Here is a 22,135-nt window from a genome sequence, read left to right as displayed (position 1 = left end):
AATTTGACAACTTTTTAAAAGTTGTCAAATTATTGCGCTGAAACAATTCGGTTTCTAAACATATTAATGTAAATATTAGTGCCCATTCTTCTGGCTCTGTATTTCAGGATTTCTACATTTTGACCTTCAAAAAGACTGTCTAAAGTTTGGAACCAATAGTTCAGCCAAATACCAAATTCGTTAGCGCTAATTTGACTATTAAAATATTCGTCTACTTTGTTATGAACGGCAATTGGATTGCCTTTGTATTTACGGATGCCGAATAAATTAGTTTCCCAAAAATCAATTAGCTTTTCTAGGTGGGAGTCCCAGTCAGCAATGAGTTCGTTAAAATAAGGGCTAATTTCTTCATCAGCCCTTATTTGATCATAAAATTGATGTATTAGAACCGAAATATCAGCTCTGTTTTCAATGTCTTTTTTCATTTATAAATTGTTTATAATGATGAAGAATACGCTTGAAATCATGCTTAACAAAACGGCATTAAAAACAACTTTGTGTTTCATTTGTGCTAAAATAGAAGTATTCGCTAACATTGAAATAAATACTACAAGCACCAGTTGAATCATTTGTGTTAACGAAGTTCCGTTGGCTAATACAGCCATTGCTGCAGCACCTCCTAAACAGCTTTGTACCAAGATACTTAAAGTTGCTGATGCAAAATAATTAGAGTCAAATTTTTCGAAGGTATGGTTGTAAAGTGTCATAATAATTTGTTTTAATAACACAAAGTTACGACGGCTTCCAGGTCATATTTTATGACTTAAATCATAAAACGAAATTATCGGTACACTTTTCGGTTAATTATTTTCAAATCGCCTTTTTTCTCCAGTGATTTAATGGCTCTGATTACGGTTTCTACCCGCAATCCGGTTAAATCGGCTATTTGCTGGCGGGTAAAATGAATATGAAAACCGGCCGTTTCTTTCTTGAAATTCAATTGTTTTATCGAATAATCAATTAGTCTTAAAATGCGATGTTCGGGATCCTGTGAGGAAATTTCAGCTGCCATTACCGATTTGTAATACAATCGTTGGGAAAGATTTTTGATGAATTTTAAACTAATATCTGAATGATTTTGCAGCAAATCCAATAATTGGTTTTTGGTAATCACAATCAATTCGGTGTTAGTAACAGCAACAGCGTTGGCGGGATAAACTTGTTCAATAAACAAGGGAGGTTCGCCAAAACATTGGTTTTCATAGAAAATTCCCTGAATGAATTCCTTGCCTTCTTCGTTATAATTATTCATTTTTACTTCGCCCGAAATGATTTGGAAATACTGTAAAGCCAAACTATTTTCTTCAAAAATGAGTTCGCCGCTTTTGTAGTTTTTTTTAATTCCGCCATATTCTTCGAGCAAATCAATTGCAATCATAGTTAGGAAATTTTTAAGGTTTTTGTAGAAAACAAATATAATTCTTTCAAAATGGTTCTTGTGCTGTAAAAACTTTTTACTTTTACCTCAGAGATGAAAAAAGCAACAATATACAAGGAAATACTAACTGCTAAGGAAACAAATAAGAAGTTATTAGCAATACTTTTGGATCCAGATAAAATAGTTTTAGAAAATGTAACGGCCTTAATTGAAAAGATTAATCAATCCCCGGCTACTCATGTTTTTATTGGCGGAAGTCTGGTTGGGAACAGTATTCTTGATACCTTAATTCAGCAAATAAAAAAACACTGTACGTTACCAGTTGTGCTTTTTCCAGGCGATGCTTCACAAATTTCCAATCATGCCGACGGAATTTTATTTTTGTCTTTGTTATCTGGTCGAAACCCGGATTATTTAATTGGTCATCAGGTAAAAGCAGCTCCGATTTTAAAAAAAATGCAACTTGAAATTATTCCAACAGGATACATTTTAATTGAAAGTGGCTCGCAAACCGCTGTAGAACGTGTGAGTCAAACCAAGCCTTTGGATAGCAATAATTTAGATTTAGTATTGGCAACGGCTTTGGCAGGGGAAATGTTAGGGAATAAATTGATTTATTTAGAAGCCGGAAGCGGTGCTCAAAAAGCCGTTTCGCAGGAGATCATTAAGTTGGTCGCTCAAAACACTAACATTCCTCTTATTGTAGGTGGTGGAATTACAGATCAAATAGGAATTCAAAAGGCTTATGATTCCGGAGCGGATTTGGTGGTGATAGGAACAGCTTTTGAAAGAGATAATAATTTTTTTAATTTTTCAATAAAATAGTAAATGATAGCGTTTTTTCTGGATGCCTATAAAAATGTTCCAACATACCACATTGTATTGGAGTTTATAGCCTTTGTATGTGGTATTTTGAGTGTTTGGTTTGCTAAAAAAGAAAATATTTGGGTTTACCCCATAGGATTAATTGCTACAGCTATTACCACTTATTTGCTGTATCTTGCGGGTTATTTGGGGGACATGTTAGTCAATGGATATTTTGCTATAATGAGTATCTATGGCTGGTATTATTGGGTTAAAAATGGTAATCAAACAGATGATTTTCCTATAACGAGAACTAATATTAAAGAAAAAATAATAGGAATTGCATTGTTTTTTCTAACAATAATCGTAGTTTTCTGCATTTATACTTTTTTTGATTACGAAATTAAAAAAGATAATTATATCGATATTTTTACTGCAGGTCTGTTCTTTACAGGAATGTGGTATATGGCGAAGAAAAAAATTGAGAATTGGACACTTTGGATTGTAGGTGACTTTATAGCGACACCTTTATACGCTTATCGTGGACTGGGGATGTTATCTTTTCAATATTTAATTTTTACAATTTTGGCTGTTTCAGCTTATTTAGAATGGAAGAAAATTTTAAGTGATCAAGAGACAGTTTGTTAAGAATAATATTTCTGGAATAATATGGATGAAAGAGGAATTTCAATAGTAGAGAAATCAAAGTCAGTTGATGATTTAAAAAAAATAAAAAGTATGGGCTTGTCTGAACAGGATTTGGAGCAAATCAATGAACATGGTGTTTCGATAAATGCTATAAAAAAACAGCTTGCTATTTTTAAGAAAGGGATTGCTAAGATGGAATTGCTGGATGCGGCAACTGTGGGCAACGGAATTTTGAAATTGACTAATGAAGATTTTGTTGAAAAAGCGCATTTTTTTGACGAACATAAATCAGACTTAAAATTATTGAAATTTGTTCCGGCTTCAGGAGCTGCTACCAGAATGTTTAAGTTTTTGACAGCTTTTTTGAATGATTTTAATATCGAAAAGGAGACTATCAACGCTTATATCAATAGAAAGAAAGACAGCAAACTACCTGTTTTTTTAGTGGGTATGGAAAAGTTGCCTTTTTTTGAAATTATTTATAAAAAACTGAAAGAAGAAATTCAGGATTTTGATTCACTTTCACGGGATTATAAAAATTATTATTTTATAAAATTCATGTTGGATGCAGATTATTTTGATTTTGCTTCCAAACCTAAAGGAATTTTGCCTTTTCATAAATATGCCACGCGAATTGCTACTCCAATTGAAGAACACTTGTACGAGTGCGGGTATTATTCCACAACCATTGGAAAATCCTATCTGCATTTTACCGTTTCTGAATCACATCAAACGCAATTTGAACAAATTATTAATGAAGTAAGAAGTAATGTTGAGAAAGAAGCACATACCAGTATTGAAGTCAGTTATTCCTATCAGGATAGAAGTACCGACACGATTGCGGTGAATATGAATGATAAGGTGTTTAGAACCGAAGATGGTAAATTACTTTTTCGACCTGGCGGACATGGAGCTTTAATTGGCAATTTGAATCGTTTGGATGCCGATATCATTTTTATCAAAAATATCGACAATGTGATTTTGCATAATAATGAAACTATTGCATTGTATAAAAAAGCTTTAGCCGGAATTTTGCTGGAATTGCAGCAGGAAATTTTTGCCTGTTTGAATCTCATGGATTTGTACACCATTGATGATAAACAAATCGAAGAGATTAAAAATTTCCTGAAAACGAAGTTGAATGTTAGTGTAAAAGCTGATTTTGATTTATATACTTTTGAAAATAAAATCAAGGTGTTAAGAGAAATTTTAGACCGACCAATCAGAGTGTGCGGAATGGTAATCAATGAAGGCGAACCGGGTGGTGGCCCTTTTTGGGTGAAAAATGGAGGAAAAGGAGCTTCTTTACAAATTGTTGAATCTTCACAAGTGGATTTAACGAATAAAAAGCAGGCTAAAATTATGGCGAATGCCACGCATTTTAATCCGGTGGATTTGGTTTGTGCAACCAAAAATTATAAAAATGAAAAGTTTGATTTACATCAGTTTGTTGATGAAAATGCTGGGTTTATTGTAGAAAAAAATTATCAGGGAAAAGATATTAAAGGTTATGAATTACCGGGATTATGGAATGGAGCTATGGCCAATTGGTTAACCGTTTTTGTTGAAGTACCTTTGATTACCTTTAATCCGGTGAAAACCGTCAATGATTTATTAAAAGAAGCACATCAGTCCTTATAAAAAGTGGAAATTCAAAAAATCATATCCGAGTTACAATTCAAGGCGGTTCGCAGCAGTGGAGCCGGCGGACAAAACGTGAATAAGGTTTCGTCGAAAGTTGTATTGTCATTCGATTTGAAAAATTCTCAGGCTTTGTCAGAAGAAGAAAAAGCATTGTTAGAAATAAATTTAGCTTCCAGATTGACCGGAGATTTGATTTTGATTCTCAATTGTGATGAAGACAGGAGCCAACTTAAAAATAAAGAAATAGTTATAAAACGTTTCTTGGAACTCATCAAAAAAACATTAGTTGTTCCAAAAATCAGAAAGGCTACCAAAGTTCCAAAATCGGTAATTAGAAAACGAATTAAGGATAAAAAAAGTCTTTCTGACTTGAAAAAATCTAGAAGAAAGCCTGATTTTTAGTATTAAGAGTTAGGGAATTAAGTGTTAAAATAATCTGATGAATCAAAAATCTTTGTACTTGATACTTTTATCTTAATTCTTTTTATCTTTGCACCGTCTCAAAGGGGTGCTCTAAATAACGAGCTGAGATCATACCCAACGAACCTGAGCGAGTAATGTTGCTAAGGGAAATTAAGATGAATTCATGTAGAAAATCATGAGTTTGTCAGTTGAACAAATCTATTTATTACATTAACAAAAAGAATAATTCCCCCTTTTATTCGTAAAAAAAAATTACGGATGAAAACTTTTTTTCAAGTAACAAAGTTGCAAAGTTGCAAAGGTTTTAAGTGCAACAAAAAATCAATTTTCTATTCTCTATTTTCTGTTTTCTATTCTCTTTTTTCATTTGCTCAGCAAAAACAAAAAGACAGTACTCAGGTAAATCAACTGGATGTAGTACTGGTTTCAGCTGTTCGCGTTACTTCTAAAACGCCGGTAAGTTTTTCTGATTTAGACAAAAAGGATATTGCACCGCGCAATTTAGGTCAGGATATTCCGATTTTGATGAATTATATGCCGTCGGTGGTGACTACTTCAGATGCTGGAAATGGTTTTGGTTATACAGGAATTCGCGTGCGAGGAAGTGATGCTACCCGTGTGAATGTGACGATTAATGGAATTCCGTATAACGATGCTGAAAGTCATGGGACTTTTTGGGTAAATATGCCTGATTTTGCTTCTTCATTACAAAGTTTACAATTGCAACGCGGAGTAGGAACTTCAACAAATGGTTCGGGTGCTTTTGGAGCGAGTTTGAACATGTTGACGGATTCTTATTCGAAAAAAAGCAGTGGTGAGATTTCGAATTCTTTCGGAAGTTTTAATTCGCACAAACACACTGTGAAATTCAGTACTGGTTTGATGAATGATCATTTTGAAATTGCCGGACGTTTATCCACTTTAAAATCGGATGGTTATGTGGACAGAGCTTCTTCTGATTTAAAATCGTACTTTTTACAGGGAACTTATGTGGGTAAAACTACTTTAATCAAAGCCTTGGTTTTTGGTGGAAAAGAAAGAACGTATCAATCCTGGAACGGAATAGATGCAGCTACGATGGCTGTGGACAGAGAGTATAATTCTGTTGGAGAAATATTTGATAATGATGGTAATTTTCAGGGATTTTATAAAGATCAGGTAGATAATTACAACCAGGATCATGCACAATTGCATTGGAATGAAAAACTTTCAGATAAATGGAATACCAATTTGGCTTTCCATTATACCAAAGGAAAAGGCTATTACGAAGAATATGTAGATGATTGGAAGTATACCAATTTGTATTATGCCGAGGATGCACAATATTCATTTTTAGGTTTAGATCCAATTGTTGTTGACGGACAAACCATCTCTTCAACCGATTACACCAGAAGAAAATGGTTGGATAATGATTTTTACGGGACAACTTTTTCAGCGAATTATACAGATGAAAAACTGAATGTAATTGTAGGAGGTGGAGCCAATCGTTATGAAGGAGCACATTTTACCGAATTATTATGGTTGCAATATCCATCAACCATTCAAGCGGGTGATATCAGAGATTATAATAAAGCGACTAAGAATGATGTGAATGTTTTTGCCAAAGTAAATTACCAACTTTTACCAAGCTTGAACTTCTTTGCTGATTTACAATATCGCAATGTACATTACAAAGCCAATAGTCCTGAGACAGGGATTGTAAATGATAATTTCAATTTCTTTAATCCTAAAGCAGGTTTGACTTATACCGTTGATAATGCTAATGCGATTTATTTTTCGTATGCCAGAGCGAATCGTGAACCCAACAGAACTGATTATGAAGGCGGAAGTGTAAAGCCAGAGCAATTAAATGATTTTGAATTAGGTTGGCGATTTGTGGCGCCTAAAGCACAAATCAATCTGAATGGATTTTATATGCTATACAAAGACCAGTTGGTGCTAACAGGAGAATTGGATAATGTAGGAAACCCAATTAGAACAAACGTAGGTAAAAGTTACCGTTTAGGTTTGGAAGTAGATGCGAGATTTCAATTGGATAAAAAATGGTCAATCGCTCCTAATTTTACTTTGAGTGATAATAAAAATATCGATTTTGTTTTGGAAGACGGAACGGACTTAATTGGATTAGGAAATACCAATATTGCTTTTTCGCCAAAATTAATTGCAGCAAATAGCGTGCTGTTTTTACCAATTGAAAATTTACAATTGAATTTATTGTCAAAATTTGTGGGGAGTCAGTATATGAATAATATTAATGACGGTCAGGGTAAGTTGAAAGATTATTTTGTAAATGATTTTAATGTGGTTTATACTATTTTCCCAAAAAGCGTTTTTGAATCAATCAGTATAAGCGTGTTGGCTAATAATTTTGCTAATAGAAAATACATTTCTAATGGAGCCGATTATGGAGGAGGTTATGTGTATTATTATCCGCAGGCCGGAGCTAATTTCCTAGCTGGGTTGACCTTGAAGTTTTAATTTGTAGTTTTTATATTCAAAGCGGGCTGAAAATTTAAATTTTCAGCCCGCTTTTTTAGTTATAAATCGTAATGTATTTTCTGTCCCCGCTTATTTCAACACGATATTGTTTTAGAGGATATTGAAGATTGCTTTGTCCGGTATATAAATTGTATTTTTCATTGCCACAACTGCATTTTAAAGATATTTTATCAGTATCTAAAGTTAATCTGTTAGTGCAACTAGTTGAAGATTGATTAGGACAAGCAGCATCAAATGCATTGTAATTAGTTCCGGAAGTATTAATGATGAAAACTCCTTTAGGACCTACATCAACACCCGAATAGTAAATGACACCACCTGGATAAGTGAGGTTTTGATAAAATGCCAAATTTAAGGTTGTTGAAAAATTATAGTTTGGGATATAGGGATTATTGTTCTTAAAACCATTGTCAGAACAGGAAAAAAATAAGAGACAAATAGTAAAAAGTGTGATGATTTTTTTCATGTTTTAATTTGTAAAAGTATTGTTGAAACAAATTTAATTTATTTACATTTGAAATAATATATGGTTAACATATAATTATATACTATAAAAAAATATAGTATCTTTGTGGAAAGAAATCCCGTTCCGATGGGATTTTTTGTATTTATATAAACGATGAAATTATGAGTAACGTATCTTATTATACTGCCGAGGGATTAAAAAAGTTAAAGGAAGAGTTAGATTATTTAAAAGCAGTAATGCGTCCAAAAGCGTCTCAGGACATTGCTGAAGCCCGTGATAAAGGTGATTTGTCTGAAAATGCAGAATACGATGCTGCTAAAGAAGCTCAGGGATTATTAGAGATGAAAATTTCTAAACTGGAAGAGTTATATGCTAATGCAAGATTGATTGATGAATCACAATTAGACTTGTCCAAAGTGTTGGTTTTATCCAGTGTAAAGATAAAAAACCAGGCCAATGGCATGGAAATGAAATATACATTAGTTGCTGAAAGTGAAGCCGATTTAAAATCCGGAAAAATTTCGGTAACTTCTCCTATAGGGAAAGGATTGCTTGGGAAATCAGTTGGTGAAGTAGCGGAAATTACGGTGCCTAACGGAAAATTGAAATTCGAAATTTTGGAAATTACCAGAGAGTAAATTTTAGTTTAACCGTTTAATCGTTAAAATCGGTTAAACGATGAATCAAATAAACGAATAAACTATGAGTTCTATATTCACCAAAATAGTAAACGGAGAAATTCCATGTTATAAAATCGCTGAAGACGAGAATTATTTTGCGTTTTTAGATATTAATCCAAATGCAAAAGGACATACTTTGTGTATTCCAAAAGCGGAAGTTGATAAGATTTTTGATTTGGACGAAGAAGTTTATCTGGGTTTGATGCAGTTTTCAAGAAAAGTAGCTAAGGCTATCGAAAAAACCGTTCCTTGTAACCGAATTGCCATTTCGGTTATTGGTATAGAAGTGCCGCATGCTCATGTGCATTTGATTCCGCTAAACAGCATGGAAGACATTCGCTTTCAGAAAAAGGTAGCTATGAGCCAGGAAGAATTTGAAAATTTAGCTCAGGAAATCAGAGCGAATCTTTAATCTATTCAATAGTATAAAAAGAAGCACGAATTTGTTCGTGTTTTTTTATATAAAAACTGAACCAATATGAGAAAATTTGTTCCTTTTATATTCCTGTTCTTATCTGTTTTAAGTGTTGGGCAAACAAAAACGGGGTATACTGATATTGATAATAAAATTTCTAGAATCCCCGTTGAGTTGAGTTCTTCAACAACCGGAATCGCAAAATTTATATCGGATAGTTTTAAAACAGATACCGAAAAAATTCGGGCGGTTTTTTATTGGACGGCTACTAATATTTCTTATGATGTGCCCAATATGTTTGAGCCAAATCAATTACAATCTTCTCAGGAGAAAATAGAAAATACTTTAAAAACTAAGAAAGGAGTTTGTATTCACTATGCCGAAGTTTTCAATGATATTTCAAATAAAATTGGAATTAAATGCCAAATAATTCAGGGTTATACCAAACAGAATGGAAAGGTAGCTAATTTATCTCATGCCTGGTGTGCGGCTCAAATTGAAAATAAGTGGTTTGTGTTTGATCCTACTTGGGGCGCCGGAGGTGTAACTAATGGAAAATTTGTAAAGAAGTTAAACAATACTTATTTTAAAGCGGAGCCTTCCAAAATAATTGCCTCACATATGCCGTTTGATTATTTATGGCAATTTTTGAACTATCCTATTACTAATGAAGAATTTTATGCAGGTAAAATTCAATTAGATAAGACAAAAAAATATTTTGATTTTGAGAAGGAGATAGAACTTTATTTAAAAAAATCAGAAAATGATCAGTTATTTGAAACGGCTGAAAGAATTGAAAAAAATGGGATAAAAAATGCTATGATTTTAGAATCATATAATGTTAAGAAGAGTCAGTGGAGTACTGCAATGCAAAATACCAATGTAGAGAAAATTAATAGCATTGTAGCTGAACTTAATGAGGCGGTATTACTATTAAATGACTTTATAATGTACAGGAATAAAAAATTTAAACCCACTTTCTCTGATGAGAAAATTAGTCAAATGATTCAGACTCCGAGAGAGAAATTGTTAAAATGTCAAAATGATGTTTTTAAATTGGTTATGGTGGGTAGTGATAACACTGCTAATGTAAATTCAATAAAAAATAGTATTGCTCAAAACTTGATTTTAGCAGACGAACATGCATCCTTTGTAAAGGAGTATTTGAGTAAGTCTAAATTGATGCGAAAGACAATGTTCTCGAGAGTGTCTTGGTTTGGAATACCATTGAACTAAAATGTTTTAAAATAAAAAAGCTTATTTAAACTAGTTTTTTGAAACTGATTTGCATTGTAGTTCCTTTTCCCAGTTCCGAATGCAGCACTTTAATATTGCCTTTGTGGTATTCTTTTACAATGCGTTTGGTTAACGAAAGTCCAAGCCCCCAACCTCTTTTTTTGGTGGTGAAACCGGGTTCAAAAATGGTGTTGAATTGGTTTTTAGGAATTCCGATTCCGGTGTCAGAAACGTTGATTTTTACGGTTTCTGAATCCTCCTGAATGCTGACAGCTATTTTGCCTTTTCCTTTCATGGCATCGATAGCATTTTTGATGAGGTTTTCTATCGTCCAGCTGTGCAAAGTAGGGTTGAGTAAGGTGTAAATATTTGATTTTGGACTTTCAAATGAAAATTCAATTTGTTTGGAAAATCGCGATTGCAAATAGTTGTAAGTTTGAAGCGTGCTTTCGATAATATCGACTTTTTCTAAAACCGGTTCCGATCCAATTTTTGAAAAACGCTCGGTAATGGTTTGCAAACGATTGATGTCTTTTTCAATTTCTGAAGTGGTGGTTTCATCAATGTTTTCGGTTTTTAAAATTTCTACCCAGCCAATTAAGGAAGAAAGCGGTGTGCCTATTTGATGTGCGGTTTCCTTAGCCATTCCCGCCCAAAGTTTGTTTTGAGTGGCAATTTTGGTACTGCGGTAAAAATAATAAATCAATGCCGAGAACAGGAAAATAATCAAAAGCAGAGCAATAGGATAATATTTCAATTTATTGAGTAAAGCCGAGTTGCCATAGTACCATTTTTGGAATTTATTAGGCGCATATTCAATAATAATCGGCTCGTTTTCTCTTTTTAATCCGGCTAAAAAAGCCCTGGCTTTTTCCTTGTCTTTTACAATATGTTCGTCGATGTTGAGGGTGTTAATAATGCTGTCGTTTTCGGTAAGAATCACCGGAATAGAAGTGTTGTTGTTGAAAATTTGCAACGGAAGTTCTACATCGGTATTTTCATCGGCATTGATGAGTGTTTTTTGGGCTTTTGCCAAAAGATTCATCTTTAAACGTTCTTCATTTTTAAAAATCTGAAAAAAAGTATAAGTGTTCCAAAGGATTAAGGAAATAATAAGAAATGAAGCGAATATAAGAATCCACCTTCCGGTACTTCTTTTATCAGAAAATTGCATAAATGATATTTTGAGCTATAAATATAACGAAATATCCCTGTTGTTGTTTTAGTTTAGCTTACAATTTTGAGGATAGTTCGCCTCAAAAGCCCAATCATTCTTAGAAAAAAGAATTTGTTAAGCAAGTTGTTAAAAACTATCATCGAAATAGTAAAACAAACATTATTATCACACAGAAGAAGTTGTTATATTTGTAAATCAAATGTTTTTCCGGAAGAGTTTTGCATTCCTTTGATTTTGAGGAAATAAAAATTTGAAAGAAAAAAGTTGTTTTCCGGTTTAGGAATACTTTTGAAAAATAATATTATTTAACAGTTAAAATAACGAAGATGGAAGTTACAGGGAAAATTAAAGTTGTCAATCCGGAGCAACAGGTAAGTGCGTCATTTAGAAAGAGAGAAGTAGTTGTAACTACAGAGGAACAATATCCTCAACACATATTGATTGAATTTACACAAGATAAATGCGATTTATTAAGCAATTATAATATTGGTGAAGCAGTTAAAGTTTCTATCAATTTAAGAGGTAGAGAATGGGTTAATCCGCAAGGAGAAACCAGATATTTTAACAGTATCCAGGGATGGAGAATTGAAAGACTGGCTACTGAAGCACCTGCTGCTCAAATGCCACCTCCAATGCCGGCAGCTCAGGCATTTGCTCCCGCTACTAATTTAAATGAAGATGAACCGGACGATTTACCGTTCTAAGAATTAAATTCGAAATTTTTAAATTCCAAATTCCAATTAGATATTTATTAATTGGAATTTGGAATTTCTTTTTTAATTGGGATTTTTTTTATTGTTATTGATTTTTGCCATTGTCATTGCCATTGAGTTATGTTTTATTTAACCGAAGAATTATTCTTTCCACCTGTTCATTTAGCTCATTCCTCTGGAATTATTGGGCTTGGTGGCGACTTGTCTCCCGAACGATTGCAACTGGCTTATCAAAGCGGAATTTTCCCCTGGTTTGAAGATGGCGAACCCATTACCTGGTGGTCGCCTAATCCCAGAATGGTTTTGTTTTTAGACGAATTGGTGATTTCTAAAAGCATGCGGAATATTCTGAATCGAAAAATATTTACGGTAACATTCAATCAAAATTTTAGAGCGGTAATTTCAAATTGCCAAAAAATAAAACGTGAAGGTCAAAACGGAACCTGGATTACTGATGATATGATTGAAGCTTATTGCAAACTACATGAATTAGGAATTGCTAAATCAGTTGAGGTTTGGCAAAATAATGAACTTGTAGGCGGATTATATGGAGTTGATTTAGGTCATATTTTTTGTGGAGAAAGTATGTTCTCCAAGGTTTCTAATGCTTCCAAAGTCGCTTTTATTGCTTTGGTAGAAAAATTAAAAAATGAGAATTACAAACTGCTCGATTGTCAGGTGTATAATGAACATTTGGAAAGTTTAGGCTGTCGCGAAATTGAGCGAGAACAGTTTATGCAAATACTTCAAAACCGTATTTAACCGCAAAGTTGGCAAAAGTTTTTTCGCAAAGAGAAATTAGGTGTCAGAATTTCCAAGATTTTGCAATCTGTGTTTCTAAAAAGCATTTAGATTAAAATAAAATCTGTGTTTATCTGTTGTATCCGTTTTATCTGTGTTCCATTTTTAAAAGCTCAACTTGGTAAAACTCCAATCCAAAGTTTTATACAAAATCAATTCATTCTTTAAACTCGGCAAACCAATAATTAATTTTAAAGTTTCGTGTGCCATCATTGTCCCAATCATCCCCGGTAATGTTCCCAGAACACCGTTTAAGCTGCAATTAGGTACATCTTTTGGATTTGGTGGTTCCGGAAATAAATCCCGCAAATTTTTACTTCCCTGATGGTTAAAAACCGCAATTTGCCCTTCAAAACCAAGAATACTTCCATAAACCAATGTTTTATGGAATGCTACACATGTATCATTGACCAAATAACGTGTGTTGAAATTATCCGAACCGTCCACCACAATGTCAAAATCGGCAATGATTCTGCTGGCATTTTCAGCGGTTAGTTTTTCTTCTAAAACCTGAACCTGAATTAACGGATTCAGCTTTTCAACCGTTTCTTTGGCGGTTAAAGCTTTCGATAAACCTATTTGTTCTTCGGTATATAAAATTTGACGGTGTAAATTGTGAATTTCAATTTTGTCAAAATCAACAATCCCAATAGTTCCCACACCTGCCGGTGCTAAATATAGCAAAATAGGACAGCCCAAACCGCCAGCGCCAATGACAAGTACTCTGGCTTTTTTGAGTTTTTGCTGGCCTTCTTCGCCAATTTCAGGTAAAATAACTTGTCGGTTGTATCTTAAAAAATCTTGTACTATACTCATCACATCTGAAATCTGAAATCTAAAATCTAAAATTTTTATCCCAATCTTTCCAAACCGGTTCATATCCCTTTTGGGTAATTATGTTTGCAATTTCAGCTACCGAACGTTCATCGCTGATTTCAAATTGTTCCAAAGATTGCGGATCCACCACATAACCGCCCGGATTGGTTTTGGAACCCGCACTCATACTGGTGGTTCCAATTGAGATAATGTTGTTGCGGAATTTTTCATTTTCACGGGTTGAAATCGAAATTTCCAAATCTTCATTCCACAGACGATAAGCGCAAATGAGCTGGGTTAAATCTTTATCATCCATAATAAAATTGGGCTCGATAATCCCTTCTGCTGGGCGCAATCGTGGAAAAGAAACAGAATATTTGGTTTGCCAATAGGTTTTTTGCAAATAATCCAAATGCAAAGCATTAAAAAAACTGTCGGCTCTCCAGTCTTCCAAACCTAGTAAAACGCCCAAACCAATTTTATGAATTCCAGCTTTTCCAATTCTGTCAGGAGTATCGAGTCTGAAATCAAAATTGGATTTTTTGCCTTTGGTATGGTATTTTTTATAAACTTCCTGATGGTAAGTTTCCTGATAAACTAAAACGGAATATACCCCCGCTTGGTGTAAACGCTCGTATTCTTCCTGGGAAAGAGGCTGTACCTCGACCGAAATAATAGAAAAATCCTTTCTGATTTGTTCGATTGCATTCAGAAAATAATTGATATTTACGGTATAATTGGCTTCGCCCGTTACCAATAAAACATGGTTGAATCCCATATTTTTTAAGGCTTGAACTTCCTGTTTGATTTCCGAATCAGTTAAAGTTTTTCGTTTGATTTTGTTATCCAGACTAAAACCACAATAGGTGCAAATGTTTTGGCATTCGTTACTCAAATACAAAGGCGCATACATTTGGATAGTTTTTCCAAAACGTTTTTTGGTTAATTCATGGCATTTTTGGGCCATCAGTTCCAAATAAGGTTGCGCCGCCGGAGAAATCAGGGCTAAGAAATCATCCAGATTTCTTTTGGATTTGGCTAAGGATTGCTCAACTTGTTTAACTGTAGTAGAGTAAATTTTGGTTTGAATATCTTCCCAATTATATTTTTCAAAAACGGATTTAAATGTTGTCATTTGATTTTGGTTTATACTGTGAAGAAGTAGTTTTTTGCGATTTTTTAACCGCAAAGTCCACAAGGTTTTTTCGCAAAGTTCACAAAGCTTTGAAAACTTATTAATAAACTTAGCTAAGCGAACTTAGCGTAAGTCTTAGTGTACTTTGCGGTTAAATAATTATTCGTATAAAAATGCCGTCAACGGACTCGAAGCCATCGCCTGATTGAATTGTTGTCCCAGTTTGGCTTCAAATGCTTTTCTTCCTGCAATAACGGCTTCTTTAAAAGCTTCTGCCATCATTTTTGGATTTCCGGCTACGGCAATTGCAGTGTTTACTAAAACCGCATCGGCACCTATTTCCATTGCTTTAGCCGCATCAGACGGAGCGCCAATTCCGGCATCAATAATCACAGGAACTTTAGATTGTTCGATAATAATTTCCAGAAAATCAATAGTTTTTAAGCCTTTGTTGCTTCCAATTGGCGAACCTAAAGGCATTACTGCTGCGGTTCCGGCATCTTCCAAACGTTTACACAAAACAGGGTCGGCATGTATGTATGGCAAAACAATGAAGCCTAATTTCGCTAATTCCTCAGTGGCTTTTAAAGTTTCAATCGGATCAGGAAGTAAATATCTTGGGTCGGGATGAATTTCCAGTTTTAACCAATTCGTTTCTAAAGCTTCTCTGGCTAATTGAGCTGCAAAAACCGCTTCTTTGGCATTTCGGGCACCTGAAGTATTGGGTAATAAATTGATTTTAGGATGTTTTAAATGTGATAAAATCGCATCGGTATCGGTTTCTAAATCCACACGTTTTAGTGCAACGGTAACCAATTCCGATTCGGAAGCCAGTATGGCTTCTTCCATCTGAGTATTCGAACCAAATTTTCCTGTTCCTAGAAACAAACGCGATTGCAGTTCTTTATCGCCTATTTTAAATAATGACTGACTCATATAATTTTTCGTTAAGTGCTGTTATTAATTCGTTTTTATGGTCACTTTGAGTGATTAATCCCGAAACGGCAATACCATAAACTCCAGTTTGGATAATTGCCGATACGTCTTCAAATTGAATCCCGCCAATGGCATAAACCGGTGTTTCGATTCCTTGTAATTTTAGTTGGTCCAAAATATTTTGGTAGCCTTCCAATCCTAAAATTGGACTTAGGTTTTCTTTGGTTTTTGTAAATCGGAAAGGACCTAAACCAATATAATCGGCTCCCTGATTTATTTGTTTTTTTATGTCTTCCAGAGTATTGGCTGTGCCGCCGATGATCTTGTCTTTGCCTAAAATTTCGCGGGCATTGGCAATTTTCATGTCTTTTAATCCTAGATGAACGCCGTCGGCATCGATTTTTTGCGCTAGCGGAACATTGTCATTAATGATAAAAGTAGCCTGATGTTCTTGGCATAAGATTTTTACGGCTTCCGCCAAAGTAAAAATGTCTTCGGAAGTTGCATTCTTAAAACGCAGCTGAATCCATTGGCAGCCTTGTTCTAAGACTTCCCGGATGTTGTGCAATTGCTCGTCAATGCTGTTCCCTTGTGAGATGTATTGTAAACGCTTATACATAATGATTTCCTAATGATGTTGGGGTTGATAGTAAAAAGTTTTCGGTGTAATTTTTGCCTTCTTTGCATGCCAATAAAAGCTCTTTTCCTAAGGCTATATTAGCCGTAATAGCAGCCGATAAAACACAGCCAGAACCGTGTTTTTGATAAATCGAAGTGTTTTTTGGCGAAAGCCTGAAAAACTGATTTTGGGTGTGTAAATAATCGGTTCCAGTTTCTTTAGGATGATGTCCACCTTTTAATAAAATGGGGCAGTTTTTGACTAATTTTTCTATAATCATTTCGACCGGTTTTTCTTCCGGATTCAATTTCAGAATTTCGTTGTAATTGGGCGTGATGAGTTCGATTTGGTTTAAAATAGCTAATAAATCTTGCTGATTTTCAATTTGTAAAAAGTCAAATTCGGTAGTTGATTTCAGAACGGTGTCCCAAATTATTTTGGTCTTAGGAGAAAGCCTTTTTATCAAAAAAACAATCGATTTTAAATAGTTTAACGAAGGAATGATACCAATTTTAACCGCCTTGATTTCATAAGTGCCAAATAATGTTTCAATGGATTGCAATACAAAACTAAGTTCTGTCCACTGAATGGCGACAAACTTATTTTCAGTTTGAATGGTATTGGCAGTATTGATGGCAAAACCATACACCTGATGCTGTTCGAATGTTTTAATATCGGCTAAAACACCTGCTCCGGCCGAGGGATCAAAACCCGCAATACTTAATACGAAAGGACGATTTGTTGGCATAATTTAAAATTTTGTATTGGGTTTTCGCTGTTCCAAATGCTTCCTAAAAGTGCGACTTCATCAAAACCAAGCTGTAAAGCCTGATGGAGATTTGTATCTTGTATTCCACCTAAACCAATGAGTTTTGTTTGGAAATTGATTCGTTTTTTTATTTCGGTTGCCCAATTTGTCTTCGGCTCGTAATTTTCTTTGGAAATACTTTTGAAAACAGGGCTCAAAAAAGCATAACCAAAATCTTCAGACAAAGCATTGAATTCTTCGATGGAATGTGTCGAAGTAGATACTGTAAAACCGTTAGGTTTTGAAAAGTTATCAGGTCTGTTTGTTGAAGAAAAGTGAATCCGATTTATTCCAAATTCTTTAGCCAAATGATGGTAACTGTGTAAAACCAACCGATTTCTAAATTCCAATCCAATTGCAGCCACAAAAGCTTTCATTTCTTCTTCAGAAAACTCAGGCTTTCGAATATGAAATAATTCCAGTCCATTTTCAAAAAGAGCATGGACGGTTTTGATTTCGTTTGCAACAGCAATTGGATTGGATATGATGATCATTTTTAAATATTAGATTATAGAATATAGAAAAGAGAGAATAGACAGTAATCGGAAATGAATCAAATCTATATTCTCTTCTCTATGTTCTTTTTTCTTTTTTAGATATAAATCTCTTTTCCTTGTTCGATAAATTCTTCTGATTTGGCCTGCATCCCCTTTTTGGCTTCTTCGACATCACGAATTTCCTGTGAGATTTTCATCGAACAGAATTTTGGTCCGCACATCGAGCAGAAGTGGGCAACTTTAGCGCCATCAGCCGGAAGCGTTTCATCGTGGAATTCTCTGGCTGTGTCCGGATCCAAGGATAAATTGAACTGATCTTCCCAACGGAATTCAAAACGGGCTTTACTCAGGGCATTGTCTCGGTATTGTGCTCCGGGATGTCCTTTGGCAAGGTCGGCTGCGTGAGCCGAAATTTTATAAGTAATCACGCCGTCTTTTACGTCTTTTTTATTGGGTAAACCAAGGTGCTCTTTTGGTGTTACATAACATAACATAGCACAACCGTACCAGCCAATCATTGCAGCTCCAATTCCTGAGGTAATATGATCGTAACCCGGTGCAATGTCGGTGGTTAAAGGGCCTAAAGTATAGAAAGGTGCTTCGTGGCAATGTTCCAATTGCTTGTCCATGTTTTCTTTAATCATGTGCATTGGCACGTGACCCGGACCTTCAATAAATACCTGAACATCGTGCTTCCAGGCAATTTTTGTCAATTCACCCAAAGTTTCTAATTCGGCAAATTGAGCAGCATCATTGGCATCAGCAATAGATCCCGGACGCAAACCATCTCCAAGAGAGAAAGCAACGTCATATTGTTTCATGATTTCGCAAATTTCCTCGAAATGGGTATATAGAAAGTTTTCTTTGTGGTGGAACAAACACCATTTTGCCATAATCGATCCGCCACGAGAAACAATTCCGGTAACACGATTAGCTGTCAAATGGATATAACGCAATAATACTCCGGCGTGGATCGTAAAATAAGAAACCCCTTGTTCCGCCTGTTCAATTAAAGTATCACGGAAAACTTCCCAAGTTAAATCTTCAGCAATTCCGTTTACTTTTTCCAAAGCCTGATAAATAGGCACCGTTCCAATCGGTACCGGAGAATTTCGGATAATCCATTCTCTGGTTTCGTGGATGTTTTTACCGGTAGACAAATCCATAATGGTATCGGCTCCCCAACGACAAGCCCAAACGGCTTTTTCTACTTCTTCTTCAATAGAGGAAGTTACGGCGCTGTTTCCAATATTAGCATTGATTTTTACCAAAAAGTTACGTCCTACAATCATCGGTTCACTTTCCGGATGGTTGATGTTATTTGGGATGATAGCGCGACCTGCTGCTACTTCGGAACGAACAAATTCAGCAGTGATTTTGTTCTTCGGCGTATTGGCGCCAAAACTGTGACCTGCGTGTTGACATTGCATCGCTTTTTGAGCGGTTTCTAATTGTTCGATGCGTTGGTTTTCACGAATAGCAATGTATTCCATTTCGGGAGTGATAATTCCCTGTTTGGCATAGTATAATTGGGTGACATTAGCTCCTTTTTTGGCACGCATTGGTTTGTGTAAATATTCAAAACGCAAATGATTTAATTTTTCATCGGCAAGGCGTTCTTTTCCATAATTTGAAGTAATTTCGCTCAATTCTTCTACGTCATTTCGGTCTAAAATCCACTGTTCGCGAAGGCGTGGTAATCCTTTTCTAACATCGATTTCGATATTTGGATCGGTGTAAGGACCAGAAGTATCGTAAACCGTTACAGGAGGATTTTTTTCAGTGCCGCCATTTGAAAGTTTAGTGTCTGATAACTGAATTTCGCGCATGGCTACTTTTATAGGATGAATTTCGCCATCGATGTAAACTTTAGTCGAATTAGGGAAAGGTTGTCTGGATATTTTTTCTTCGTTGTTCATATTTTTTTATTGAAAGATTTAATAATTAAAAAATTTAAAGATTGAAGAAAGGATTGACAAATATTTTAATCCTTAAATTTTTCAATCTTTAAATTAAAATGGTTATCATCCGCCTTGTGTAGCCGAAATAATTAAAATGTCGTCAGTTTCTTTTAGGATGTGGTTATTCCAATTGGATTTTGGAATCACATTGTGGTTAATGGCTACGGCAATGCCATTTTGTTTTTGTGGAAATTCAATGTCAAGCAAGGATTGAATACTTAGTGTATCTGCTTGAAAGTGTTTGGATTGATTGTTGATTTTTAGTTCCATTCCTTGATTTTTTAAAATAAAAAATACTTTAGGAATGGCTACAAAATGTCCGAAAATTGGACGATGGAAGTCATCTTACTTTTCCCTACGCTAGTATGAACTAGATCAGGTTCAGAGGGTAAAATCTCAGCCTTTTTCCGGTTTTCCGGAAGCAGACACCCCTAAAGTGTGTGACAAATGTAATTAAAAAGTTAGAAGTTGGTAGTTAAAAAAGAGAAGTTTAACAATTTTGTGCTGAATACTTTTAAAATTGAACGCTGATTACTGGATTCTCGTCCAACATTCTTCAACGTGGTCGTTCACCATTCCGGTGGCTTGCATGTGGGCGTAAACTACGGTGGAACCCACAAATTTGAATCCGCGTTTTTTTAAATCCTTGCTGATAGCGTCCGAAAGTGGAGTAGTGGCAGGAACTTCTCTTAAAGTTTTAGGATTATTATCAATAGGTTTTCCATCAGTAAATGCCCAAATGTATTTTGAGAAACTGCCAAAATCTTCCTGAACTTTCATAAAGGCAATAGCATTTGTAACTGTGGCACGTATTTTTAATTGATTGCGAATAATCCCAGGATTCTGCATTAATTCCTGAATTTTAGCTTCAGAATAGCTGGCAATTTTTTGACAATCAAATTGGTCAAAGGCTTCGCGGAAACTTTCTCTTTTGGCGAGAACAGTGTACCAACTCAATCCAGCCTGAAAGGTTTCCAGTGTTAAGAATTCAAATAATGTAGGGTCGTCATACACGGGATTTCCCCATTCTTCATCATGATATTTACGATATAAATCGTCTTTTTCGCACCAGGCGCAGCGTGTTTTATTTTCCATTTTTTATTTTTAAAGGTATAAAAAAACCTCAAATTTTACTTTGAGGTTAAATCTTTGATCTATTAAAAAGTTATTTTCTTTTATAAACAGTGTACCATGTTCCTTCTTCATCTACTTCTTTTATTGTTAATGTAGATTCGTTCAATTTTATTATTGTGTTTGTGTAAGTTTCACCGTCATACACTTCTGAAATTATGTTTCCATTTTTAGTAAAAGTTCCAGACTCAGTTTCTTCTTTGCATTCTGAATTTTCGGTATAAAAATAACTTGATTCGTAGCTATAGGTATTGCCTGATGATCCTTGTTTTTGAATTTTAATATAATCTTTTCCACAATCAATAGATTCGTGTTCCCATAACTCTAGATCATCTAGATCTTCACCTTCTTGATAGTATTCCCATTCTCCAACGATAGAAGCAGATATTGAATTGTCATCATCATTGCTACATGATGTAACAGTTGCTAATGTAAGCATAGACAAAAATAGTACATTTAATTTTTTCATGTTTGATAGTTTTTATGTTAATGATGCATCAAATATACTATTTTATTTTGTAATATAAATACTGGTAATTATTTTTTTCACATTATTTTTCTTGCTTAAAATTTTGTTAATATAAGAAGTAACTTTAATTTTTTCAATTTGTTTTGTTGCTTTCTAAATATTTTTCAATAAGTGAATGTCCTAAATAAATTAGAGGAGTTAGTAAAATGGCGATTATCAATTTGACAAAATAACCTGTAAATGCCGAAGCAATATACTGTTCGGTGTTGATTTTTCCTGTCATCCAAAAAGCAATTCCCAAAACGATAAAGCTATCAAATAATTGAGAAATAACTGTTGAGCCGGTGCTTCTTAACCATATCATTTTGTTGCCGGTTCTGTTTTTGAAAAAATGGAAAATGCTCACATCAATTAATTGGGAAGTTAAAAACGCTGTAATACTCCCTACAATAATCCACATGCTTTGTCCAAATACCGCATGAAATTGGTCGTCAGTCACGAGTCCATTGCCTTTAACAGCAGGGATTTTTAGTGCAAAAAATAATAAAACAAAACAGTAAGCAATCAGGCAGGCGGTAATCAGAGAGAGTTTTTTGACTCCTTTTTGCCCAAAATATTCGTTGATTAAATCGGTAGTTACAAAGACAACCGGCCAGGGTAAAATCCCGATACTCATTAAATAAGGACCGACATAAATGAGTTTTCCACCGATTAGTTCGGCAATAACGGCATTGGTAATGAATATTCCGGCAAGGATTATGTAAACAAGGTCTTTTTTGGATTGAAACATATTTTGGTTTTTGATGCAACCAAATTTAGTTTATTATTTTTAGAATTGATTAAATGATTTATTTGCCAATAAAGGAAAAAGTTCCGCTT

26 protein-coding genes and 1 riboswitch are annotated in these 22,135 nt (G+C 34.6%); of the genes, 10 read left to right on the top strand and 16 right to left on the bottom strand.

The window, feature by feature from the left end:
• Nucleotides 1-29 precede the first annotated feature (29 nt).
• The 3 genes from B6A10_RS04135 to B6A10_RS04125 form a co-directional block, all read right to left on the bottom strand.
• Nucleotides 30-425 carry a group III truncated hemoglobin gene (locus B6A10_RS04135; protein WP_188219821.1) on the bottom strand — a complete coding sequence of 132 codons (396 nt, stop codon included), beginning with the start codon at nt 423-425 and terminating at the stop codon, nt 30-32.
• Nucleotides 426-707, bottom strand: a complete 282-nt coding sequence (locus B6A10_RS04130) for a hypothetical protein (RefSeq protein WP_188219820.1) — start codon at nt 705-707, stop codon at nt 426-428.
• 74 nt (nt 708-781) lie between these two features.
• Nucleotides 782-1,378, bottom strand: coding sequence for a Crp/Fnr family transcriptional regulator (locus B6A10_RS04125; RefSeq protein WP_188219819.1), 597 nt, complete (start codon nt 1,376-1,378; stop codon nt 782-784).
• Nucleotides 1,379-1,471: 93 nt separating this feature from the next.
• Between B6A10_RS04125 and B6A10_RS04120 the strand changes: the two genes are divergently transcribed.
• From B6A10_RS04120 to B6A10_RS04100, 5 genes are all read left to right on the top strand, one after another.
• Nucleotides 1,472-2,203 (top strand): geranylgeranylglyceryl/heptaprenylglyceryl phosphate synthase, encoded by a 732-nt coding sequence (locus B6A10_RS04120; protein ID WP_188219818.1) that lies wholly within the window; start codon nt 1,472-1,474, stop codon nt 2,201-2,203.
• A 3-nt stretch (nt 2,204-2,206) separates the two neighbouring features.
• Nucleotides 2,207-2,830 carry a nicotinamide riboside transporter PnuC gene (pnuC, locus tag B6A10_RS04115; RefSeq protein ID WP_188219817.1) on the top strand — a complete coding sequence of 208 codons (624 nt, stop codon included), beginning with the start codon at nt 2,207-2,209 and terminating at the stop codon, nt 2,828-2,830.
• A gap of 21 nt (nt 2,831-2,851) precedes the next feature.
• Entirely contained in the window at nt 2,852-4,471 is a 1,620-nt protein-coding gene (locus tag B6A10_RS04110; protein ID WP_188219816.1) for a DUF4301 family protein, read from the top strand.
• Nucleotides 4,472-4,474: 3 nt separating this feature from the next.
• The gene (gene arfB / locus B6A10_RS04105) at nt 4,475-4,876 is read left to right on the top strand and encodes an alternative ribosome rescue aminoacyl-tRNA hydrolase ArfB (RefSeq protein ID WP_188219815.1); all 402 of its coding nucleotides are present in this window, start codon (nt 4,475-4,477) and stop codon (nt 4,874-4,876) included.
• Between the two features lie 279 nt (nt 4,877-5,155).
• Nucleotides 5,156-7,375 carry a TonB-dependent receptor gene (locus B6A10_RS04100; protein WP_188219814.1) on the top strand — a complete coding sequence of 740 codons (2,220 nt, stop codon included), beginning with the start codon at nt 5,156-5,158 and terminating at the stop codon, nt 7,373-7,375.
• A gap of 55 nt (nt 7,376-7,430) precedes the next feature.
• Here the strand turns inward: B6A10_RS04100 and B6A10_RS04095 are convergent, their stop codons facing one another.
• Nucleotides 7,431-7,862 carry a Rieske (2Fe-2S) protein gene (locus tag B6A10_RS04095; protein ID WP_188219813.1) on the bottom strand — a complete coding sequence of 144 codons (432 nt, stop codon included), beginning with the start codon at nt 7,860-7,862 and terminating at the stop codon, nt 7,431-7,433.
• Nucleotides 7,863-8,023: 161 nt separating this feature from the next.
• On the opposite strand from B6A10_RS04095, the gene greA reads away from it, so the two are divergent.
• The 3 genes from greA to B6A10_RS04080 all read left to right on the top strand — a co-directional run bounded on the left by greA (nt 8,024) and on the right by B6A10_RS04080 (nt 10,193).
• Complete coding sequence (gene greA / locus B6A10_RS04090; RefSeq protein ID WP_055094242.1) at nt 8,024-8,500, top strand: transcription elongation factor GreA; 477 nt, start codon at nt 8,024-8,026, stop codon at nt 8,498-8,500.
• 64 nt (nt 8,501-8,564) lie between these two features.
• Nucleotides 8,565-8,954, top strand: a complete 390-nt coding sequence (locus B6A10_RS04085) for an HIT family protein (protein WP_188219812.1) — start codon at nt 8,565-8,567, stop codon at nt 8,952-8,954.
• Nucleotides 8,955-9,020: 66 nt separating this feature from the next.
• Nucleotides 9,021-10,193 carry a transglutaminase domain-containing protein gene (locus tag B6A10_RS04080; protein ID WP_188219811.1) on the top strand — a complete coding sequence of 391 codons (1,173 nt, stop codon included), beginning with the start codon at nt 9,021-9,023 and terminating at the stop codon, nt 10,191-10,193.
• 25 nt (nt 10,194-10,218) lie between these two features.
• On the opposite strand, the gene B6A10_RS04075 is transcribed toward B6A10_RS04080, so the two are convergent.
• Nucleotides 10,219-11,367, bottom strand: a complete 1,149-nt coding sequence (locus B6A10_RS04075) for a sensor histidine kinase (protein WP_188219810.1) — start codon at nt 11,365-11,367, stop codon at nt 10,219-10,221.
• A 329-nt stretch (nt 11,368-11,696) separates the two neighbouring features.
• On the opposite strand from B6A10_RS04075, the gene B6A10_RS04070 reads away from it, so the two are divergent.
• Together B6A10_RS04070 and aat are read left to right on the top strand one after the other, a co-directional pair.
• Entirely contained in the window at nt 11,697-12,074 is a 378-nt protein-coding gene (locus B6A10_RS04070) for a DUF3127 domain-containing protein (RefSeq protein ID WP_026712592.1), read from the top strand.
• Between the two features lie 129 nt (nt 12,075-12,203).
• Nucleotides 12,204-12,845: a leucyl/phenylalanyl-tRNA--protein transferase gene (aat, locus tag B6A10_RS04065; protein ID WP_188219809.1), complete on the top strand. Its 642-nt coding sequence runs from the start codon at nt 12,204-12,206 to the stop codon at nt 12,843-12,845.
• Nucleotides 12,846-12,989: 144 nt separating this feature from the next.
• Here aat and B6A10_RS04060 read toward each other — a convergent pair whose 3' ends face one another.
• From B6A10_RS04060 to B6A10_RS04010, 11 genes are all read right to left on the bottom strand, one after another.
• On the bottom strand, nt 12,990-13,700 hold the full coding sequence (locus B6A10_RS04060) for a HesA/MoeB/ThiF family protein (protein WP_188219808.1): 711 nt from the start codon (nt 13,698-13,700) through the stop codon (nt 12,990-12,992).
• Nucleotides 13,701-13,719: 19 nt separating this feature from the next.
• Entirely contained in the window at nt 13,720-14,835 is a 1,116-nt protein-coding gene (gene thiH, locus B6A10_RS04055) for a 2-iminoacetate synthase ThiH (RefSeq protein WP_188219807.1), read from the bottom strand.
• A 159-nt stretch (nt 14,836-14,994) separates the two neighbouring features.
• A complete protein-coding gene (locus tag B6A10_RS04050; RefSeq protein WP_188219806.1) occupies nt 14,995-15,771 on the bottom strand; it encodes a thiazole synthase in 777 nt (258 codons plus the stop codon).
• A complete protein-coding gene (locus tag B6A10_RS04045) occupies nt 15,752-16,390 on the bottom strand; it encodes a thiamine phosphate synthase (protein ID WP_188219805.1) in 639 nt (212 codons plus the stop codon). Before B6A10_RS04045 ends, B6A10_RS04050 begins: the two co-directional genes overlap by 20 nt.
• The gene (locus B6A10_RS04040) at nt 16,383-17,138 is read right to left on the bottom strand and encodes a hydroxymethylpyrimidine/phosphomethylpyrimidine kinase (RefSeq protein ID WP_188219804.1); all 756 of its coding nucleotides are present in this window, start codon (nt 17,136-17,138) and stop codon (nt 16,383-16,385) included. The genes B6A10_RS04045 and B6A10_RS04040 overlap by 8 nt, the downstream gene beginning before the upstream one ends.
• Nucleotides 17,111-17,692, bottom strand: a complete 582-nt coding sequence (locus B6A10_RS04035; protein WP_188219803.1) for a thiamine phosphate synthase — start codon at nt 17,690-17,692, stop codon at nt 17,111-17,113. The genes B6A10_RS04040 and B6A10_RS04035 overlap by 28 nt, the downstream gene beginning before the upstream one ends.
• A 98-nt stretch (nt 17,693-17,790) precedes the next feature.
• The gene (gene thiC / locus B6A10_RS04030) at nt 17,791-19,614 is read right to left on the bottom strand and encodes a phosphomethylpyrimidine synthase ThiC (protein WP_188219802.1); all 1,824 of its coding nucleotides are present in this window, start codon (nt 19,612-19,614) and stop codon (nt 17,791-17,793) included.
• Between the two features lie 105 nt (nt 19,615-19,719).
• Entirely contained in the window at nt 19,720-19,926 is a 207-nt protein-coding gene (gene thiS / locus B6A10_RS04025) for a sulfur carrier protein ThiS (RefSeq protein ID WP_055094267.1), read from the bottom strand.
• Nucleotides 19,927-19,991: 65 nt separating this feature from the next.
• Nucleotides 19,992-20,099, bottom strand: a riboswitch (TPP riboswitch).
• Between the two features lie 88 nt (nt 20,100-20,187).
• Nucleotides 20,188-20,751, bottom strand: coding sequence for a DNA-3-methyladenine glycosylase I (locus B6A10_RS04020; RefSeq protein WP_188219801.1), 564 nt, complete (start codon nt 20,749-20,751; stop codon nt 20,188-20,190).
• Between the two features lie 70 nt (nt 20,752-20,821).
• Entirely contained in the window at nt 20,822-21,256 is a 435-nt protein-coding gene (locus B6A10_RS04015) for a lipocalin family protein (RefSeq protein ID WP_188219800.1), read from the bottom strand.
• A 133-nt stretch (nt 21,257-21,389) separates the two neighbouring features.
• On the bottom strand, nt 21,390-22,046 hold the full coding sequence (locus B6A10_RS04010; RefSeq protein ID WP_188219799.1) for a queuosine precursor transporter: 657 nt from the start codon (nt 22,044-22,046) through the stop codon (nt 21,390-21,392).
• Between the last annotated feature and the right edge of the window lie 89 nt (nt 22,047-22,135).

Source organism: Flavobacterium pokkalii, assembly GCF_014596575.1.
GTDB lineage: Bacteria > Bacteroidota > Bacteroidia > Flavobacteriales > Flavobacteriaceae > Flavobacterium > Flavobacterium pokkalii.
This window is presented reverse-complemented; position numbering and strand designations above follow the sequence as displayed.

Bases quoted from the DNA above. Each gene is read 5' to 3' on its own strand.
- B6A10_RS04070 (WP_026712592.1), top strand. From the start codon at position 11,697: ATGGAAGTTACAGGGAAAATTAAAGTTGTCAATCCGGAGCAACAGGTA.
- thiC (WP_188219802.1), bottom strand. From the start codon at position 19,614: ATGAACAACGAAGAAAAAATATCCAGACAACCTTTCCCTAATTCGACT.
- B6A10_RS04100 (WP_188219814.1), top strand. From the start codon at position 5,156: ATGAAAACTTTTTTTCAAGTAACAAAGTTGCAAAGTTGCAAAGGTTTT.
- B6A10_RS04010 (WP_188219799.1), bottom strand. From the start codon at position 22,046: ATGTTTCAATCCAAAAAAGACCTTGTTTACATAATCCTTGCCGGAATA.
- B6A10_RS04080 (WP_188219811.1), top strand. From the start codon at position 9,021: ATGAGAAAATTTGTTCCTTTTATATTCCTGTTCTTATCTGTTTTAAGT.
- B6A10_RS04085 (WP_188219812.1), top strand. From the start codon at position 8,565: ATGAGTTCTATATTCACCAAAATAGTAAACGGAGAAATTCCATGTTAT.
- thiS (WP_055094267.1), bottom strand. From the start codon at position 19,926: ATGGAACTAAAAATCAACAATCAATCCAAACACTTTCAAGCAGATACA.
- B6A10_RS04050 (WP_188219806.1), bottom strand. From the start codon at position 15,771: ATGAGTCAGTCATTATTTAAAATAGGCGATAAAGAACTGCAATCGCGT.
- B6A10_RS04075 (WP_188219810.1), bottom strand. From the start codon at position 11,367: ATGCAATTTTCTGATAAAAGAAGTACCGGAAGGTGGATTCTTATATTC.
- pnuC (WP_188219817.1), top strand. From the start codon at position 2,207: ATGATAGCGTTTTTTCTGGATGCCTATAAAAATGTTCCAACATACCAC.
- greA (WP_055094242.1), top strand. From the start codon at position 8,024: ATGAGTAACGTATCTTATTATACTGCCGAGGGATTAAAAAAGTTAAAG.
- B6A10_RS04015 (WP_188219800.1), bottom strand. From the start codon at position 21,256: ATGAAAAAATTAAATGTACTATTTTTGTCTATGCTTACATTAGCAACT.
- B6A10_RS04060 (WP_188219808.1), bottom strand. From the start codon at position 13,700: ATGAGTATAGTACAAGATTTTTTAAGATACAACCGACAAGTTATTTTA.
- B6A10_RS04040 (WP_188219804.1), bottom strand. From the start codon at position 17,138: ATGCCAACAAATCGTCCTTTCGTATTAAGTATTGCGGGTTTTGATCCC.
- B6A10_RS04035 (WP_188219803.1), bottom strand. From the start codon at position 17,692: ATGATCATCATATCCAATCCAATTGCTGTTGCAAACGAAATCAAAACC.
- B6A10_RS04125 (WP_188219819.1), bottom strand. From the start codon at position 1,378: ATGATTGCAATTGATTTGCTCGAAGAATATGGCGGAATTAAAAAAAAC.
- B6A10_RS04045 (WP_188219805.1), bottom strand. From the start codon at position 16,390: ATGTATAAGCGTTTACAATACATCTCACAAGGGAACAGCATTGACGAG.
- B6A10_RS04095 (WP_188219813.1), bottom strand. From the start codon at position 7,862: ATGAAAAAAATCATCACACTTTTTACTATTTGTCTCTTATTTTTTTCC.
- aat (WP_188219809.1), top strand. From the start codon at position 12,204: ATGTTTTATTTAACCGAAGAATTATTCTTTCCACCTGTTCATTTAGCT.
- B6A10_RS04130 (WP_188219820.1), bottom strand. From the start codon at position 707: ATGACACTTTACAACCATACCTTCGAAAAATTTGACTCTAATTATTTT.
- B6A10_RS04120 (WP_188219818.1), top strand. From the start codon at position 1,472: ATGAAAAAAGCAACAATATACAAGGAAATACTAACTGCTAAGGAAACA.
- B6A10_RS04135 (WP_188219821.1), bottom strand. From the start codon at position 425: ATGAAAAAAGACATTGAAAACAGAGCTGATATTTCGGTTCTAATACAT.
- B6A10_RS04110 (WP_188219816.1), top strand. From the start codon at position 2,852: ATGGATGAAAGAGGAATTTCAATAGTAGAGAAATCAAAGTCAGTTGAT.
- B6A10_RS04020 (WP_188219801.1), bottom strand. From the start codon at position 20,751: ATGGAAAATAAAACACGCTGCGCCTGGTGCGAAAAAGACGATTTATAT.
- thiH (WP_188219807.1), bottom strand. From the start codon at position 14,835: ATGACAACATTTAAATCCGTTTTTGAAAAATATAATTGGGAAGATATT.